The organism is Porphyromonadaceae bacterium W3.11, from assembly GCA_030434245.1.
In the GTDB taxonomy this organism is placed as follows: Bacteria; Bacteroidota; Bacteroidia; order Bacteroidales; family Porphyromonadaceae; genus Porphyromonas_A.
On record JAUISX010000001.1, the window covers coordinates 284,818 to 301,886 of the forward strand.

The 17,069-nt window shown below is 47.7% G+C and carries 23 protein-coding genes; 16 read left to right on the forward strand and 7 right to left on the reverse strand.

Translation table 11 applies throughout. From position 1 onward, the window contains the following. The first annotated feature begins 60 nt into the window (after positions 1 to 60). Positions 61 to 2,145 carry a hypothetical protein gene (locus QYZ87_01095; protein MDN4753134.1) on the forward strand — a complete coding sequence of 695 codons (2,085 nt, stop codon included), beginning with the start codon at positions 61 to 63 and terminating at the stop codon, positions 2,143 to 2,145. Between the two features lie 22 nt (positions 2,146 to 2,167). Next, positions 2,168 to 3,007, forward strand: coding sequence for an ATP-binding protein (locus tag QYZ87_01100; GenBank protein MDN4753135.1), 840 nt, complete (start codon positions 2,168 to 2,170; stop codon positions 3,005 to 3,007). Between the two features lie 240 nt (positions 3,008 to 3,247). On the opposite strand, the gene QYZ87_01105 is transcribed toward QYZ87_01100, so the two are convergent. Continuing rightward, positions 3,248 to 3,658 carry a hypothetical protein gene (locus tag QYZ87_01105; GenBank protein ID MDN4753136.1) on the reverse strand — a complete coding sequence of 137 codons (411 nt, stop codon included), beginning with the start codon at positions 3,656 to 3,658 and terminating at the stop codon, positions 3,248 to 3,250. 43 nt (positions 3,659 to 3,701) lie between these two features. On the opposite strand from QYZ87_01105, the gene QYZ87_01110 reads away from it, so the two are divergent. The 11 genes from QYZ87_01110 (at position 3,702) to QYZ87_01160 (ending at position 8,674) form a co-directional block, all read left to right on the forward strand. Continuing rightward, on the forward strand, positions 3,702 to 3,944 hold the full coding sequence (locus tag QYZ87_01110; GenBank protein MDN4753137.1) for a hypothetical protein: 243 nt from the start codon (positions 3,702 to 3,704) through the stop codon (positions 3,942 to 3,944). Position 3,945: 1 nt separating this feature from the next. Beyond that, entirely contained in the window at positions 3,946 to 4,197 is a 252-nt protein-coding gene (locus tag QYZ87_01115; protein MDN4753138.1) for a hypothetical protein, read from the forward strand. Beyond that, positions 4,194 to 5,120: a recombinase family protein gene (locus tag QYZ87_01120; GenBank protein ID MDN4753139.1), complete on the forward strand. Its 927-nt coding sequence runs from the start codon at positions 4,194 to 4,196 to the stop codon at positions 5,118 to 5,120. The genes QYZ87_01115 and QYZ87_01120 overlap by 4 nt, the downstream gene beginning before the upstream one ends. A gap of 125 nt (positions 5,121 to 5,245) precedes the next feature. Continuing rightward, the gene (locus QYZ87_01125; protein ID MDN4753140.1) at positions 5,246 to 5,866 is read left to right on the forward strand and encodes a hypothetical protein; all 621 of its coding nucleotides are present in this window, start codon (positions 5,246 to 5,248) and stop codon (positions 5,864 to 5,866) included. 11 nt (positions 5,867 to 5,877) lie between these two features. Next, on the forward strand, positions 5,878 to 6,246 hold the full coding sequence (locus QYZ87_01130) for a hypothetical protein (GenBank protein MDN4753141.1): 369 nt from the start codon (positions 5,878 to 5,880) through the stop codon (positions 6,244 to 6,246). A gap of 1 nt (position 6,247) precedes the next feature. Then, complete coding sequence (locus QYZ87_01135; GenBank protein ID MDN4753142.1) at positions 6,248 to 6,754, forward strand: hypothetical protein; 507 nt, start codon at positions 6,248 to 6,250, stop codon at positions 6,752 to 6,754. A 20-nt stretch (positions 6,755 to 6,774) separates the two neighbouring features. Continuing rightward, positions 6,775 to 7,437 carry a DUF3164 family protein gene (locus QYZ87_01140; GenBank protein MDN4753143.1) on the forward strand — a complete coding sequence of 221 codons (663 nt, stop codon included), beginning with the start codon at positions 6,775 to 6,777 and terminating at the stop codon, positions 7,435 to 7,437. 16 nt (positions 7,438 to 7,453) lie between these two features. Further along, positions 7,454 to 7,666 carry a hypothetical protein gene (locus tag QYZ87_01145; protein MDN4753144.1) on the forward strand — a complete coding sequence of 71 codons (213 nt, stop codon included), beginning with the start codon at positions 7,454 to 7,456 and terminating at the stop codon, positions 7,664 to 7,666. A gap of 91 nt (positions 7,667 to 7,757) precedes the next feature. Beyond that, complete coding sequence (locus QYZ87_01150; protein ID MDN4753145.1) at positions 7,758 to 7,964, forward strand: hypothetical protein; 207 nt, start codon at positions 7,758 to 7,760, stop codon at positions 7,962 to 7,964. After that, positions 7,933 to 8,328: a hypothetical protein gene (locus QYZ87_01155; protein MDN4753146.1), complete on the forward strand. Its 396-nt coding sequence runs from the start codon at positions 7,933 to 7,935 to the stop codon at positions 8,326 to 8,328. The genes QYZ87_01150 and QYZ87_01155 overlap by 32 nt, the downstream gene beginning before the upstream one ends. 118 nt (positions 8,329 to 8,446) lie before the next feature. Beyond that, complete coding sequence (locus tag QYZ87_01160; protein ID MDN4753147.1) at positions 8,447 to 8,674, forward strand: hypothetical protein; 228 nt, start codon at positions 8,447 to 8,449, stop codon at positions 8,672 to 8,674. Here QYZ87_01160 and QYZ87_01165 read toward each other — a convergent pair. The 6 genes from QYZ87_01165 to QYZ87_01190 all read right to left on the reverse strand — a co-directional run bounded on the left by QYZ87_01165 (position 8,671) and on the right by QYZ87_01190 (position 14,627). Further along, positions 8,671 to 9,105 carry a hypothetical protein gene (locus tag QYZ87_01165; GenBank protein ID MDN4753148.1) on the reverse strand — a complete coding sequence of 145 codons (435 nt, stop codon included), beginning with the start codon at positions 9,103 to 9,105 and terminating at the stop codon, positions 8,671 to 8,673. The two genes, QYZ87_01160 and QYZ87_01165, sit on opposite strands and share 4 nt — an antisense overlap. Then, positions 9,102 to 9,599: a phage virion morphogenesis protein gene (locus tag QYZ87_01170; GenBank protein ID MDN4753149.1), complete on the reverse strand. Its 498-nt coding sequence runs from the start codon at positions 9,597 to 9,599 to the stop codon at positions 9,102 to 9,104. The genes QYZ87_01165 and QYZ87_01170 overlap by 4 nt, the downstream gene beginning before the upstream one ends. A gap of 115 nt (positions 9,600 to 9,714) precedes the next feature. Next, positions 9,715 to 12,210, reverse strand: a complete 2,496-nt coding sequence (locus QYZ87_01175) for a DUF935 family protein (protein MDN4753150.1) — start codon at positions 12,208 to 12,210, stop codon at positions 9,715 to 9,717. Position 12,211: 1 nt separating this feature from the next. Next, positions 12,212 to 12,613: a DUF1320 family protein gene (locus QYZ87_01180; protein ID MDN4753151.1), complete on the reverse strand. Its 402-nt coding sequence runs from the start codon at positions 12,611 to 12,613 to the stop codon at positions 12,212 to 12,214. Between the two features lie 22 nt (positions 12,614 to 12,635). Continuing rightward, on the reverse strand, positions 12,636 to 14,180 hold the full coding sequence (locus tag QYZ87_01185; protein MDN4753152.1) for a hypothetical protein: 1,545 nt from the start codon (positions 14,178 to 14,180) through the stop codon (positions 12,636 to 12,638). Positions 14,181 to 14,183: 3 nt separating this feature from the next. Continuing rightward, on the reverse strand, positions 14,184 to 14,627 hold the full coding sequence (locus QYZ87_01190) for a helix-turn-helix domain-containing protein (protein ID MDN4753153.1): 444 nt from the start codon (positions 14,625 to 14,627) through the stop codon (positions 14,184 to 14,186). A gap of 131 nt (positions 14,628 to 14,758) precedes the next feature. Between QYZ87_01190 and QYZ87_01195 the strand changes: the two genes are divergently transcribed. From QYZ87_01195 to QYZ87_01205, 3 genes are read left to right on the forward strand one after another with little or no spacing between them, the layout of a single operon-like run. Further along, the gene (locus QYZ87_01195; GenBank protein MDN4753154.1) at positions 14,759 to 15,727 is read left to right on the forward strand and encodes an HK97 family phage prohead protease; all 969 of its coding nucleotides are present in this window, start codon (positions 14,759 to 14,761) and stop codon (positions 15,725 to 15,727) included. A gap of 25 nt (positions 15,728 to 15,752) precedes the next feature. After that, complete coding sequence (locus QYZ87_01200) at positions 15,753 to 16,649, forward strand: hypothetical protein (GenBank protein MDN4753155.1); 897 nt, start codon at positions 15,753 to 15,755, stop codon at positions 16,647 to 16,649. A gap of 4 nt (positions 16,650 to 16,653) precedes the next feature. Then, positions 16,654 to 17,061, forward strand: a complete 408-nt coding sequence (locus tag QYZ87_01205; protein ID MDN4753156.1) for a structural protein P5 — start codon at positions 16,654 to 16,656, stop codon at positions 17,059 to 17,061. The last annotated feature ends 8 nt before the right edge of the window (positions 17,062 to 17,069 follow it).

Here is a 17,069-nt window from a genome sequence, read left to right on the forward strand (position 1 = left end):
ATATTACTACAATCAAAATAGATTAGACAATACAAGTTCTAGTTACAAATATAAGTGTTTATGGAGTATTACCAGGGGCGTATATGTATGAGTTTTGATGACCTTACGACTGGCGAGCCGCCAATCGTAAATTACAGAACTCTTCTGAGTTGGTTGCAACGCAAAACTGCGATCTATGCCCGCAAGGCGTACGGTGAGGGTGTAACTGCCCTCGTTGACTACGATACCCTGCCCAAAAAAGCCAAGGCGGCAATCATCGAGAGGTATGGTGATCCGCACGAGCTCCTCCAGCCAAAAGGCGAGCTGGCTTGGTTGCCAGAGGATTTTGACGCAAAAATATACTTCAATTATGAGTTCCAATATGAGTTGGGTGGGCAAATGGTTGGTCTTGAGGATCACTTCGCGGATGAATATGAACTTAATGCCCGAGTTCTGAATGCGATCATCGCCCGCCAAGCTGAGCTCCAGCAGATGACTAATAAACTCAACAACAGACGCACGAATACTTGGAAATTGCTCCACCAGTATAGCGAGGAGCTACGCCAGGACTACGCCCATACCCTGCCTAAGAGTATGAGCCGCCTACAGAAGAAGGTGAACGAATATAAGCGAGAGGGATACGCGTGCTTGATCAGTGGCAAAATTGGCAACAGCAATACGGCGAAGATCACCCAAGAGGCAGGTGAATACCTCATTGCCCTGATGCGCAATCGTGAGTATGTGCATGACTTCGATAGTGCCCTCTTGGCATACAATCAATTTGCCATCGAAAAGGGATGGGAAACTATCCAGAGTGTCAGTACCATCCGTGATTATCTCAAAGATCCCGCGATTAAGCCCTTGTGGCTCGGCCAGCAGGTGGGCGAGAGCGTTGCGAATGCTAAGTATGGTGCACAGCTTATCGGACTCGAAAAGCCTAGATACGCCAATGCCCTGTGGGCGGCAGACGGCACGAAGTTCAATATCTACTACCTCAATAAAGAGGGTAAAAGGGTCCACACCGATATCTACATGATATTCGACGTCTGTACAGGCTATTGCGTTGGGTGGTCCTTGGGTCAGGAGAGTGCCTTCGGTTCGCAGTACCAAGCGTATCGGATGGCGATGGATGTAGCAGGGGTGAAGCCCTTCCAACTGGTGATGGACAATCAGAGCTCACAGCGTAAGCTTGACAGGGTTGGATTTTTCTCGAAGATGACCGAAGTGGGTGTGCGATTCAAGACCCCTTACCGCAAGCAAGCCAACCCAGCTGAAAGCCTCATTGGGCAATTCCAATCTAGCATCCTCAGGCATTACCCCTACTTTACTGGGTACAACATCACCTCCAAGAGCGAGCTGAGCGCAGCCAACCTTGAGTGGATTAATGCTAATCTCGACAAATTACCCACCTACGACACCCTCAAGGAGTTTACCGCCAACTGCATCCATCAGTGGAATAGCCAAGTGGTAGAGGGCGAGTTTACTCGTGAGCAGCTGTACAAAGTAGAGCGGGTCAATCCAGATCGTATGGAGCTCACCACCGAAGATTATGTGGAACTATTCTGGGAGAAGCGACCAAGGCAAAGCACCTTCCTGCAGGGCGGGCTTACCATCACAGAGGATAATAAGGAGTATTATTACGAAGCCTATACACCCGATGGCGAAATTGATATCGAGTGGCGTATGAGCAACACCCGCCGACAATTTGGCGTGAAGTATGACCCTCTGGACCTTACGAAAATCGCCATCTACCGAGTGGATAAGGGCGATGTGTGGAGGTTTGAGCGTTATCTACACCCAGCCATTAAAGTGGCTATGGCGGCAGAAGACCGCACCGCGAAGGATGATGAACTGACCAAAAAGCTACTGGATGCGGATAAGGAGATGCGGGTGCGTAGAGATGCGATTGGAAAGGCCATAGATATCAAGTATCAGCAGCATGAAAAGAGCAACTACCCCCGTATGCTTGGGGCATCCAAAGCGGACAATGAGCGTGCTGTGGAGCTTGCACAAGAGCTTGCCAAAGTGGATGATGTTACTATTTCGCTTAAGAATGCCACCACATCGCTGGCGGTGATTAAGAAGGTAGAGAGTAAGATGGATTGGTCCGATGTACGACCACTCACCAATCAAGAAATGAAAGGAAAACTAATCGAGAAATTATAATATAAAAACATTACTACTAATTATGAATAAAGAACTTATTAGAACTAAACTTAAAGAGCTGGTGTCCCGACTAGGCTCACAGCGAAAGGCCGCTAACCACCTCGCTATCGGTACCACCACCGTTGGCGACATTATCCGAGGCAATAGAGATGAGGTGATATCGGATGAGATGTGGAGTAGCCTATACGCTAAGCTCTGCACCAAGAGCGATGGATGGGTGGAGGTGGAGACTGCTGCATATCAGGAGATATGTGCCGTCATAAAGGACTCACAAGATAAATCAAGCTGTACTTGGTTGGTGGCTGACGCTGGAGCAGGTAAAAGCACTACTGCCCGCAATTACTCTGCCCGCAATGCCAATGCCGTATATGTGTTGTGTAGCGAAGATATGAAGCGTTCTGATTTTTTGGATGCTTGTCTATCCGCCCTCGGTGAGAAGAGTGTGGAGAGTGGTTTGCGGGCCCGACTTGAATTTTTGATTGAGGTGCTTAGGAATAAAAATAACCCAGTCTTGATACTCGACGAAGCCGACAAGCTGATCGATAGCATCTTGCTCTATTGTGTGACCATTTATAATTACCTCGAGGGGCATTGCGGTATCGTCATGCTCAGCACCGACTACATTGAAAAGCGTATGAATAGCGGGCTAAGACATAACAAACGAGGGTATAACGAACTGCACTCGAGGATCGGTCGGCGATTTTATGTGGTGGACAAAACCACTCCGAGCGATATCTACGGTATCTGCAAGGCGAATGGCATCCTCGATGACTGCACCATCAATAGCGTGATTAGAGATGCCGAGCAATTTGATTTTGACCTGCGACGAGTAAAGAAGTGTGTGTTGAAGTTAAGGGCGTGAGTAACGGTGTGTACAAACGGAGAAATCCGTGTGTACAAACGGATTTACCCGTTTATAGAAACTGATTAACCCGCATTTATAAATGTTGAACTCCAAGAAAAATATAAAACTCTCCGAGAGCGTGAAAAAACTCTCCGAGAAAAAAGAAGTGAATTATGGATATTAAAGTAATACAGACGAACGAAAGAACAGAGGTAAATATATCAGCGATAAGTGCTGATGACTCTAAAACAATTGATTTTATATTGAAGGTAATAGAGGGGTGCCGTCCAATCGCAAGTCCAGATTTGAGACCTCAACATTATCCTTCGGCATGCAATACTGAAGGGACGCGTGTAGCTGCTCCATTAGGGCCGACATTCGATAGGCTTTACTTTGATTCTCGACCTGTATTTCCACATCAATGTCCCAACAATGAAAGTGCGTGCACTCTCTTGAAAAACGTGGATGTATCTCGTCCTCAGGAGCAGAGCGAAAATCAAAAGCCCAGTTCTTGTACCCAACCTGTAGAAGTTCAGGGTCAAAACCAAAGAGCTCAAGGATGTAGCGGAAGCCCTGAAGGGTCTGCTTTAGTAGATGAACATCTTCGGAAGAGAGCTCGGACGCACCTCCTGAGACATAAACCTCTGTAAACATACTTAATTGTACCATGGTGAATTTGTTTTAGTTAATAATGCTACAAAGATAGTGAATTATGAGTAAGCAAGCATTATCGGTGAGTCAGGTGCTCAATCAGAAGCTGGAAACCTTTGAGCTGTCAGAGGAGTGGCAAGCCTTTTTCGGCAAGCCAGAGCAGTGTGGAACTTGGATTATATGGGGAAAGTCAGGAAATGGAATAACAAATGAATCAACTATCAATAATGTGATTAGAGATGCAGAGCAATTTGATTTTGATTTGAGGCGGGTGAAAAAGTGTGTGTTGAAACTTAGGGCGTGATATGGAGTTGGATTGGGGCTTAGCGAAAAAAGAGTTTAATCGGTGCTTTCCAGAGATCGCACACGAGCTAGGAAGTATCAACTATATAGATATACAACTAACAAAAATGCATAAAAGACCAGTCTTTGATATCGTTAAAGTGATAGAAAGGCTTGAAAAGGTGGGTGCCTTAAAAGAGGATGAGAGTCTTGCAGATTATGCAAATAAAAGACCTAACAACGAAGAAAAAATAAAAGAAATACTAGGATTATGATATACGGTTATTTAAGAGTGAGCTCTTCGGAGCAGGATATAAATAGTCAAAAGCAGGGGGTTGATGAATACGCGAAGGATAAGGGGTGGGTTATTGATGAGTATGTAGTGGATGATGGCGTATCAGGTGGTGTTGATTACGCAAAAAGACACTTAGGGGAGCTTCTTAATCAAATGGAGGCGGGTGATATACTCATTTCTAGCGAGATCAGTAGGCTCGGTAGAAATCTCTTAATGGTAATGGAGATCCTGAATAAAGTGATGAAATTGGGAGGGGAAATTCACACTGTAAAGGAGGGGTATCACATGGGTAATGACATTCAATCTAAGGTACTTGCATTTGCGTTTGGATTGGCATCCGAGATTGAGAGACAGCTCATACAGCAAAGAACGCTGGAAGGTTTGGCACTACGAAAAAAGATGGGAGTGTTATTAGGACGCCCTCCACGAAAAAATTCGGGTACGTTTACGAATGCAAAACACGTAGAGGAGAAAAAGGATACGATTGTGACACTCTACAGATATGGGGTGTCTATCAACGAAATATATAGAGTTACAGGAATTGATAGAGCTACGATTTCTCGAAGTCTCGTCCTTTGGAAAGTTCATAAAAATTGGGAACAACTTTATGATGCCCGACAGAAGAGATGGGAGGAGGAGATGGAGCGTAAGCGACTACTCTCAGAGGCTCCAGAGATTGATACTAATAGGCTTAAAGTGCTTATCGAGTCAAATATGACGTTACCTGAGATAGCAGCAACTATGCCAGAGTACACTTACGATCAGGTCTACTATACTGTGCAGGGTTCACGAGAGCTTCATCTACTATATCGCGATCATGGGCATAAGAGATTAGCGAAGGAAGCAAATAAAATAAACAAGTTATTAAAAGATGAGTGGGAAAATGCTAAAGCATCAGTATAGAATGCTGAAATGTATGGTGAATAGCATCAGGAAGGCATCCGCGTCTATTAGCGGATTTATTGGGAAGTACTAACGGATTTATCCGCGACTATAAACGGATAAATCGGACGATATAGGAGAATAATATGGCAAAGCAAGCATTATCGGTGAGTCAGGTGCTCAATCAGAAGCTGGAAACCTTTGAGCTGTCAGAGGAGTGGCAAGCCTTTTTCGGCAAGCCAGAGCAGTGTGGCACTTGGATTATATGGGGCAAGAGTGGCAATGGCAAGAGTTCGTTTACGATGATGCTCGCCAAGGAGCTCTGCAAGTATGGCATTGTGTTATTTAACTCGCTGGAGGAGGGCACAGGCCTCACGATGGCGAACACCCTCAAGCGATTTGGGATGATGGAGGTGAACGGCTCCCTACGAATTATCAGCGAAAGTATGGAGGAGCTCGGAGAGCGACTCGAGAAAAAGCGGAGCCCACGCATCGTGATTATCGACTCCTTTCAATACACCCGCATGAGTTATATCGATTACATCCAGTTCAAGGAGCGTTTCCCGAAGCACCTGCTTATTTTCATCAGCCATGCCAGTGGCAATAACCCAGCAGGCAACGAAGCAGTGAGTGTGATGTACGATGCCTCCTTAAAGATATGGGTGGAAGGGTATAGGGCTTTCAGTAAGGGCCGCTTTATCGGTGAGCGAGGCGAGTTCGACATTTGGAAGGAGAAGGCAGAGATTTATTGGGGAAAAGAGCAATAAAAAAGGAAACGATGAATAGTATAGAAGAAAGAACAGTGTACAACAGCCGTCTGCGGATTATGCACGAGAGAAAGAAAATGAAGTTATCCTTTGCTGAACTAAGAAGTGTGGCGATGGTCACACTGATAGCTGTCTCCTTTTTCGAGGCGAGAAAGGGACTCACTCAGGAAGAGGAGGGAAAATTCTTCAACCTGGTGCAACTATCACAGAGACTCGGGCAACGTCTCCTGAGTCAGAAGGAAAAGTACACTATCAGTATGAATTACTCTGAGGTGGCGACTATGGCGATGGTCTATCGGATGGTGACAGGAGTGATGATGGGGCCTTACGATAGGATGGTGGCCTACACCGTCAGCGAACAACTAAACATAAGAGAGTGACATGAGAGGATATAGCGACATCTGGGCGATGATTAATAAGCTAGCAGGAGAGCTGGAAGCAGAGGAGCTTAAACGTGTGATGTGCGAAAGTGTTTCCGATGGGAGGACAAATAGTTTGCGTGAGCTCACAGGTGGTGAGCTCGTGAAGCTCAGGGCAGAACTGAGAAAGCAGACAGGCTTCAAGCCTTCCAAAGCCAATCCCGAAAAGAGGCGTAAACGCTCGGCTGTGCTTAAGCTACTGAAAAGCTATGGCATCGATACGAGCGACTGGGAGGCAGTGAATCGCTTCGTAAGTCAGTCGCGAATTGCGGGCAAGGAGTTCCACCAGCTCAATGAGGAGGAGCTCGAAAAACTCAGACGAAAGATGTACGCGATCAACCGAAAGAAGAAGAAAGAAAAAGAGGAGGAGGTGACCGTGGTGGAGCCCCAAAAGGATAAAAAGAGGAAGTGCGTCTATTACACGAATGTGACTACGGCACAAATGATAAAAAGAGGTAATTATAATTAACAATCAAATATGATATAACAATGAGTACCATGACAGAGCAAGAGAGAAAAGAATTTGAGGAGTACAAGGCGTGGAAAAAGAAGAAAGAGGAGGAGAACACTCGTCAGCAGAACCGCGACGCCTATCGTGAACTAGTCGATGAGACGTTACAGGCCGTGGTGCCAAGCCTTCAGCAGGTCAGTGATGGGCTAGGCATGAGCAAGGAACGAGTATTTCAGCAGTTCGAGGAGCTGATTCGCATGAAAGGCGATGTACTGGGCTTGGTCAGCGAGGGGCAGCGCTCACACACTTTCACCAATTCCGATAGCACCATGAGGGTAACTCTTGGTTATCACACTATCGACGGATACCGTGACACAGTGGACGACGGTATTCAGATGGTCCGAAAGTACCTAGAGAGCCTAGTGGGCGATGACAAGAGCAAAGCCCTGGTGGATATGGTATTCCGATTACTTTCTAAGGACAGTAAGGGGAATCTCAAAGCTAGTCGAGTGATTCAGCTGAGAAGAATCGCCGAAGAAACTAAATCGGAGGAGTTCCTGGAAGCGGTGAAAATCATCGAGGAGAGCTATTTACCTACCCTTTCGAAGCGATACATTCGCTGCGAAATCAAAGATGACCATAACGGCTGGACAACAGTCCCCTTATCCATGACAGAAGTGGGCGAAGTGAGTGAAATGTAAGGAAAATGTAACTGTTATGGGTAATATTGAAATAAGTAACAATCAGCGTACGACAAGTAGTCATATCGATTCGCCGAAACGTAATAAGAAGGAGTACCTCCTTCATCTGTGGGAAATCAATCGTCCATATTACTCAGCGCAAGAAACTCTTAATTTGATTGCGCCAAGGGCGAAATATCGCAATAGCGAGGCTAAGAAAATCATAAAGGATGAGAATATGTTTTGGTAATTAACATGAGGGGGTGAAATGCAGTGGCATCAACCTAGGGAGCAAAGCAGCAAAAAATCACTCCTGGCACCCCCTCAATATTATAAACGATATGGAAAAAGATAGGAATAGCATAGAAGCGATTAGGGCGGACCTTTCATTTATAAATGATATGCAGACCTCGTTAAGAAATGCGGATTATGAGGCTGTGACGGTCAGCTTAAGCGACTGGAAAAGTGAGTTAAGAGACAGATTGAGAGAGAAACAAAGGGAGGTTGAAGATGAGTATGAGGAAGATGGTAATAGCAGTAGATTTTGATGGCGTAATAAATGCCAGCCCATACCCAGAAGTTGGAGTAGTGGTGAATGGTGCAAGGGATGCCATGCAGGAGCTGAAGAGGCGGGGGCATCATCTTATTATATGGACGTGCAGAGAGGGGCAAGATCAGACCGATGCCATTAACTTTTTGCTGGAGAAGGGTATCCCCTTTGACAACATCAATTGTAACGCTCGAGAGAACTTCGAGCGCTACTCGAATGATTGCCGAAAAGTGTATGCCGACCTCTACATTGATGATCGTAACCTCGGTGGCTTCCCCGGCTGGAAGGAGGCTCTAAGGCTCATCGATGAGGGCACGAACGAGGAAAAATGCAACCCCTATGAGGGATGTTTTGGATATTAATAATTTCTTTTTTTCATAATTGTAAAGTGATTAATGAGGAGTGGGATATGCCGTGAGGCACGTCCCACTCTGCTTTTTGCTGAATAAACGTTATATTTGTGAGAAGAAGGTAGATGGGATGGGAAAAGTACACAGAAATACACGTAAGATGTCGCTGATCATACAAGAGATTGTGGAGGCGAACTATGAGCCAGGTCGGCAAGATCGCTCCAAAGAGTGGGTGTACCGCTCTATTGTCCAACACATCTACCCGATGAGCCGCCGCACCTTCTACCGCCACCTGCAGCGGGCAAAAGAGAGCGAAAGCAATCCACCGATGCCACGCCAACGTTCGCTCTTTGACTAAACTTGAATAAAGGTGGTTTCGAAATCTAATCGATAGACAAATAAACCATTGCTCTGTCGCTCACGCTCCTGACTGATACGAGAGAGAGGACTAAAGGATTCTTTACCTGTAAATCCCTGCAGGCACTCCCGCACCTCCTCCACAAGGTCGTAAATCTGTAGTGATCTCGACCGCTCCGATTGGTGCGCTGCCGTACGCATGTAGGTGTCATCTGCGATGCGGATAGTTACCCTCGCATTGCATAGCTGAGAGACTTCAGTAATGTCCTGCTGGCGGTTCACAGAAATAGTAATAAGTGCGGCTGGGTAGGCGATGGGTGGTCGCTGGGTTTCCGCGAATCCCACTTCGAGCTGCCCCGTATCCATGTCGATGTATTTAAGCTGAGTGATGGTCTGTAGTTGCCCGAGGAGGGCGGTGTAAATTGGTTTCATTTCTTTACGATGTCTAATATTTTACTATATATTTTCTCTTCGATTTTACGCATGAGCACCTTGCTACGCCCTATAAATGGGCGTGTTGGCATGGTGAATGGCTTTTTGCCGTAGATCTTTGCTGGTTGGCCGTACTGATGCACTGCAGCATAAGGAGCACTATTGGAGACACGCACCCCATCAGGGAGGTAGGTGTATCGGATAGAGTCTTTGAGTAAGCCTGTTTCGCCATTCAGGATAGGTGCACTGGTCCGCTCAAGACTAAACTTCCTCGTTTGCCCCGAGTGTCCAAACCAGGGCGATTCGGGCTTCCGTCGCTCCACCTCCTTCCAAGGGTTGAGCGTTTCATCGGTAAAGCCCTCATCCTCGAAGCTTCGCTTGAAGTGTGCTACAGCTTCCGTGCCCACAATATCCTTTACCGCCTGCGAGCGGATAAACTCTTGTAGCTGCTTATTCTTCGTCTCGATTACTACTGCAAACTCCTGAATATCCATTGTTTGTTCATATTAAATTGTTTACGTACCTTTGTGGTGAGAAATCAAAGAAGTGGTGATAACTGCGACCCCTGGCGACGAACAGAGTGGTGACGGGTTATTACCACTTTTCTTTTTATATCAGCTTTATGAAGTGGAAGACTATTTCACCCGTTTCCCGCTCTTCAAATTGCAGTTCAATGTTTCTATCCTTTCCTATCGGATTATTCCCTTTGTATTTAATTGTAAATTTATGGTAGCCTAAGACATAGTTATCCTTGCTTCTCTTTACATTTTTTTTGAACTTGTGCATGTATTCTGCGTTCAAGTACTCATCAATATTTTCAAGAACCTCTTTCTTAATGGGGTACAATTCGCCGTAACGCATATTCTCAGTGACAGAATTTCGCACGAATTTACCGAGTTTTCCCTTAAATTCAGGATAGCGAACCTCCTTGGGTCTAAGGACAGCTAAAAGTCTTTTTGTTGTTTCTTTAGAGTCTAATTTTTGTACATGCTCTTCCCTTGCCTGCTGGTGCATCTGGCAGAGCTCGTCGCCAGAGCCACTTGACACCAGTCCTTGTCGGCGGCACTCGGGGCAGGTGGCTACGCCCTTGCCCTTGAGGTATGGGTGTTCGTTAAGCTTAACGAACTCGGCAGTTTTGCCTGGATTGTTTTGGAATGTTGGAGGTATCATTTGGGTGATCTTAGGCACACCCGTTGCAGGCTTATCTGTAGGGCGGAAGCTGCATTGGCAATTCCAGTCCCACGGCGGAAGGTAGATATCCCAAAATGGGTCCTCTATCGGTAGAATGGTTCCAACTAATTCGAGGTGCTCATCTCGTTTATCACGAGCACTACTGATGAGGTACTCCAGATTAGGATAAGTGTCCTTCGAGCGGAGGGCATCTTGGTAGTTGGCGGCAGAGCGGGCTGAGCGTACGGCGGTATTGTACTCGGTACGCAACCACTGTTCATTCCACTGGATATTGACCGCCTTAACGGCCTTGCGAAACTCTCTAAATGAGCGTAGATTGCCCTCCTCATCAAGGAGCATAGATACCAATAGCTTCTGCTCGGCATGCGCCTTAAAGGCTGCAAAAACGCCCGTATTGTACTTAAACTGGTCGAGGAAGCCCTGCTCAGGCTTTCCAAACTCAGGCGATGCGAATGCAGAGTCCACCGCATGCTGGAGAGGATCATTGGTTACTCTAAAAAGCGATGGAGAGAGGGTCTTCTTGGACTCTTCCACAAGTGCTTCCCCATATACCTCCTTGAGTGCCTCCTCAAAGAGTTTGTCGATATTGATGGAGTAGTCGTCAGCAAGTTGAATGTTCCCCGTAATAGAGTGCTTCAATTTCAGCCACCAAGGCGTCCGAACTTTCTGGGCTTTTTTTTTTGAAGCTGCAAGAGTTACATCATGCAGCTTTTTATCGGGTTGCTCTTCCTTTTTTGGCTCCTTCGGCTCCTCTTCTTCAGGCTTTTCCTCCTCTTGCTTTGGCTCCTCCTTTTTGCCTGTGGTTGGCTCGTCTCCATCTGGTGCAGGTATGCCGTATCGGTCCCGTAGGTAGCTCTCAGGTATCGCCATTAGTGTAGAGAGCTGCACCAAGTCATTCACCGATGTTTGCTCCACGGAGCTTGGGAAGACAAATCGACCTCCACTGACGGGCAATCCTCGCTCCTCAAGGAAAGGTAACACCTGACTATTGAGTATTCGCTGCACATACTTCTGGTCGCTCTTAAATAGCGACTCCTCCACCTCCATGTGCACCTCACCCAGCGAGCGTGCCCCCTTATCCCCTGCAATGGTGGTGAGCGTTTGCCCCAGCAGGCTAATCAATATCTCCTCATTACAAGCCTTGCGGAATTGGTCAAAGCTGATACCATTGGTGGCTTTGGTCTCCCGAATATCTATCTCCGCACCGTCAGGCACCACCATATAGGCAGCAGATCCAGCTTGTTCCAAAGCCTGCTCGAGTACCCGTCGTGAGGCTTGGTCGTAAGAGTTGTATTTACCGATACGCATCGGCATGCCGAATAACTCTATCCACTGTGCCCAGTCGCCAAAGCCCCCTCGCTTAAAGATAGCATACGGGATGCCTTTGAGGATTAGCCCCCAGTAGCGTGGCTTACCGCAAACGATCAGCGAGCGCTCCCCCTCGTAGGGGATTACCTTTTCTTCGTTGGCGAGGTCGATGATGATACCCTTCCGCTCCAAGGAGATGTGCTTGGTAGGGATGGCAGAAGTTACAAGCCCATCGTCATTAAAGCTCAGCTCCGCAGCGGAGCGACCATAAAATCGAGACTTGGCAATCTCCTTGAGTAGATCCTCAAAAGCAATCGTATCCATGAGGTCATCCATCACCTCTACAGGTTTGCCCTTGCTGTCAGCAAATACCAAATCGGAGAGAGCCACCGCATTGGTACGCTTATCCACCCCATGCGATAGGTATGGATCCAGCAGCATATCATCATACATGTCATAGAGGGTAGAGGTGCGTCCGTAGTCAGCACTACGTAGTGCCGAGCGCCAAGCACTCGCCTCCCACACATTTCTACGGATGGGCTTAATCACCAAATCTTGTATCACGGTGCCAGTCTGAGCTGGTTTTTTACTCTTTTTCTTTGCCATATCAATAGTGGTTATTGCGTTTAGGGTTGGATCCAAATAGATAAGTGGTAGGCTGGTCGGGCTCACCATCGCCATCCTCGTCAGGCATCGGGAGGTCTGGGCTTACATCACCCTTTTGCACCGCCTTGAGCCAGTCGATGGCACGGGCATACCTGCCGTGTCTAAAATCGAGGTCGCTTCCCACATTGCAGAGCGTTAGGAAGTGCCAAGCCGCAATATCTTTTGCGAAGGTCAAAAGTAGTGCATTACGCTCCTTGCCTTCCGCACTGAAGATGGCTTCTCGGTCATATTTCCCGAGGTAGCTCCGTATCTCTGCCGTGGCGGTATCGATCGCCGCCAGCATGATGGTGTCATCACCACCACTGATTAGGTCCACATCCTCCTTATAGAGGTGTGTTTTCATCTCTTCGATTGTTATATACATCTCAATACCTTTTACTATTTCTGCGAGCTCCTCCGATGATGATAGCATCGGTCGATACACTCGATAATTTTACATTGGTTTGGAAAATCGCACCCTCCAAGCAGTCGGGTCCATCGGCAGGGGCGGGAAGACCTGGCGATACTGCCAGCATCTGCTCTTCGAGTCGCTGCATGTTGGGATTACCCGATTCGTCGATATTAAATACCAACCTCGATTGTCTATTGAGAGGCTCCAGCGTCGCCTCGATGCGGGCATACTTATCTCCCTTACGGGTGCTGTCGGTGATAATCGGTATCATTCCGCCTTGATTCTCACCGAGCTTCACGGCTAGCGGCTGAAGCACTTGCTCCCACACAGGATCCTGCAGGGAGTTATTCTCGATGAAATAATAGACCACCGTTTTACCCCCATACTTTGCCCGCATATCGTAGTACCATTGGATAAAGTCGCTGTTCTTCGTTTGTTCGAGGCAAGCATCATAGACGTAATATTTACCCGCTTGATAACCTACAGCGATGACTGCCTTATGCGACGCTCCCTTGGCTTTTCTCCCGCTCTTATTGCTCGGTGATGGGTCACCGTACACCACGATAAATGGGAGCGACTTCATCGGCGGACACTTACCCCAGGTGATCTCCTTGAATACTTCGCCCTCTGTGATTGGGTTGTTATAAAACTCCTTCTGGATGGAGGCAGTGGACAACATCGATAGTATGCTGTCAATATCCTTTTCGCTATTCTTCTCTGGCCAAGAACTTCTACCGTGCTCATCACGGATATTGACAATGTCCACGTAGTGAGCTTTTTCTTTTGCTCTGGTGATGCAGCAGTCTTTAGCGATGATATTCCCGCAGAAGATGATGCGGTAATTGCCACTGACAGATACGGTTGGTATCAACGCCTCTTCCACCCACTTCCACTTGGTCTTGATGCGATCGGGGTTGCGACACTCTTCATCGGTATCGATATCATCGATGAGGAGGCAGTCGGGTCGTACTGCCTCATTACGTGTACCACGAGGGGATTGCCCCGCCCCGATGCCCCTAAAGCTCACCCCGCCATTGGTGGTGAATTCGCCATCCTTCCACGCTCCAAATTTGGGTTGCTTGCCATAGTCGTTAGCGATGCGCTGGTTGTACTCGAGTGTTATCTTGTACGGCATAAGGAGGCGATCGGCATTGTCTTTGGAGTCAGATACAAGTAGGATATTGCGAATCTCACCAGTTAGCGCCAGCTTGATCACCTCCATCATCGTGCGGGTAGACTTGGCGAGCTCTCTCGACCACGCCCGCACCTCGTACCATCGGGCATTGGCCATAATGCGCTTGGTGGCATCGATGTGAAACTTAGCTGGCTTGGCGGAGTAGTAAGATGGGAAGTAGTAGGCGAACCACTCCTCATCGTTTGCCTCCAGTCGCTTAATTCGCTTGTGCTTATCGCTCTCGCTCTCGGTGGTATCGACCACTGCCGAATTGAGGATGCCCAGTTTGGTCTCCTCCCACTCTTGTAGCCACCTCTTATCATCTGCCGTTAGTCTCTTTGCCATAGCCTATAGTTTGCTCTTGATAAATGCGTCCATCAGCGGTATAAATCGTTTGGCAAGGTCCATATCGGTTACCCTTAGAAAACTCAGAAATTGCTGAAAGGAGCTGATGATTTCTCCCAGCCCAGTCTCCCGCTCCATCTTATCGATAGCGGCCGCAAGCTTATTGATGGCATCAGCCTCCTTGGAGTTGGCAAATCGCTCTCCCTCTGGACGATTACTGATGTTATTGTTGAGCTCCGCCACCTGTCTGTAGAGGTGACCGAGCTGCTCCTCACGAGTTACCGTCAGGCTCGCCTGTAGGAGCTCCCAGTTCTCCCGCTTGATCCATCGATTCACCGTAACGGGCGATACACCCACCCGCTCGGCAATTTCTACCTGCGGGAGGTGCTCTTTTGTGTAAAGGAGTTTTGCCCACTCCTTCTTTTGGGCATTCGTCATTTGTGCCATAATCTCTAAATCTTTACTGCAAAATTGAGCTGAAAAAGCCCCAAAAGAAAAAAGTAGTGCCACTATGGCACTGGTTTTATGAGTGTTAGAAGGTAGTTGCCAACTTTGTGGTGTAATTAATAATAGACGCTATGGCAAAGGATAAACTGATAACATTCGTCTTGCACGACGAGACACTAAATACGCACGGGTTCCGAATGCTCACCTCTGGGGCCAACCTCGAGGAGTTTCACAAAAACCCTGTGATGCTCTGGAACCACGACAATTGGGAGCTACCTATTGGTAGGTGGGAGAACATCCGCATCGAGGGCACCAAGATTTTGGCTGATGCTAATTTTGACCTAAAAGACCCCAAGGCGGCCGAGATTGCCCGCAAGGTTGAGGCTGGATATATCAAAGCCTGTAGCATCGGTGCGTGGGCGGTGGCAAGCTCTACCGATGCATCAGTGATGCTCGCAGGACAAAAGTATGCGACGGTTACCGAGTGGGTGGTACGCGAAGCCTCTATATGCACTATCGGTGCTAATCATAATGCACTCTCAGTGGCGCTCTACGACGCCTACGGCACCAAAATCAATATGGAGAGCAGTACAGACATCGAAACGATTATAACACTAATAGATAAACCAATAACAAAAACAGAAGGTATGAATAAGCAACTACTCGAGCTGCTGAACCTTGCAGACAACTCCAATGAATCAGAGGTGTTGCAGGCGGTGCAGAAGCTCTCACAGACCAATCAGGAGCTATCAGCTGAGCTCAAGGGCATCAAGGAGAAGGAGGCAGCAGCCCTCAAGGAAGAGGCAGTCAAGCTCACCGACGAAGCCATCAAGGCAGGGAAGCTCGCAGCATCTGCCAAGGAGAGTACCCTCCAGCTCTTTGCCCTCAATCATGAGGCAGCAAAAGCGATGATAAATGGACTCCCCGAGCGACCATCCATCGCTAACCAAATCAACAACTCCGACAAAAAGGAGGACGGACTCCTCACCATGAGCTGGACGGAAATCGACAAGGCTAATAGGCTGGCGGAGCTCAAAGAGAAGTACCCCGAAGAGTACCGAGAGAAATTCAAGGAATGCTTCGGACGCGAACCAAGATAAGTAGTAATAATAAAAACAAATAGTTATGGCTTTAGAAAAAGAAATTTGGCTTAAAGATATCGAAGAGGGACTTTACCCTGACGACTCATTTGCGAGCAAGTCCAGAGATGACTCAGAGTATGTCGACCACAAGACGGTGCACATCCCAAATGCAGGAGCTCCTAGCGGAGTGGTAGAAAACAGAACTGAATTGCCTGCCAAGGTGGAGGAACGTAAGGACTACGACGTGACGTACGACCTTTCTGAGTTTACCACTAATCCTATCCGCATCTCGAATGCAGATACGGTACAGCTGTCTTATGACAAGCGACAAAGTGTGATCAGCAGTGACAAAAAGGAGCTGCATCGCAAAACTCACGAAAGCATCCTCCAAAAATGGGCCCCTGTCGGTGATTCTACGCGCATCCTGAAGACATCAGGAGCGGAAGTAGATGCTCATGTCCCAGAGGCGACAGGCAAACGTAAGGCGTTCACTAAGGACGACCTACGGAAAGTCTTTACGAAGATGAATGTGGACGAAATCCCTGCGGAAGGGAGGTACGCATTGATGGATGCAATCATGTACGATCAGTTCATCGAAAGCTTGACCGTCAAGGAGTCTGCCGCATTTTTCTCAGCAGTGGATGTCAAGAAGGGTATCGTCGGCGAGCTTTACGGCTTTAAGATCATGATGCGAAGTACTGCACTCGTCTACAATGGGTACGCATTATCCAAAACACCTGCAGAGACAGACAACGCTGGAGTACTTGCATGGCACGAGGACTATGTATCGCGCGCACTGGGAGAAGTAAAAATGTTTGGAGATGAGGATTCTCCTCTCTACTATGGTGATGTCTATGCTTTCTTGCTTCGCGCAGGTGGAGGAAAACGCCGCAACGACAAGAAGGGTGTATACGCCATCGTACAGGAGGCAATAGCGTGATGTAATGAGAGTACCTCGAGGCATAAGGAATAATAACCCAGGCAATATCCGCATAGGCAATAGCTGGCGTGGCGAGGTGCCTCCAGGTGAGCGCACAGATAGGCAGTTTGAGCAGTTTGTCAGCTTGGAGTACGGTTACCGTGCTCTGCTGATGACGCTCAGAACTTACATCACTAAGCACAAGCGGACGACCCTGCGGGCGATCATTACCCGCTGGGCCCCGAGCAACGAAAACGACACCGAAGCCTACATCCGCCGTGCAGCTGAATACTCTGGCATCTTGCCAGGTAAGATGCTCAAGGCGACAGATAAAGTAGAGCTCTGCAAGCTGGCGTATGCGATTAGCCGTGTGGAAAATGGCAGGTACGTTGGTGATATGGCACTGATTGAACGTGCCTGGGAGATGATTTAGAAGCCCCC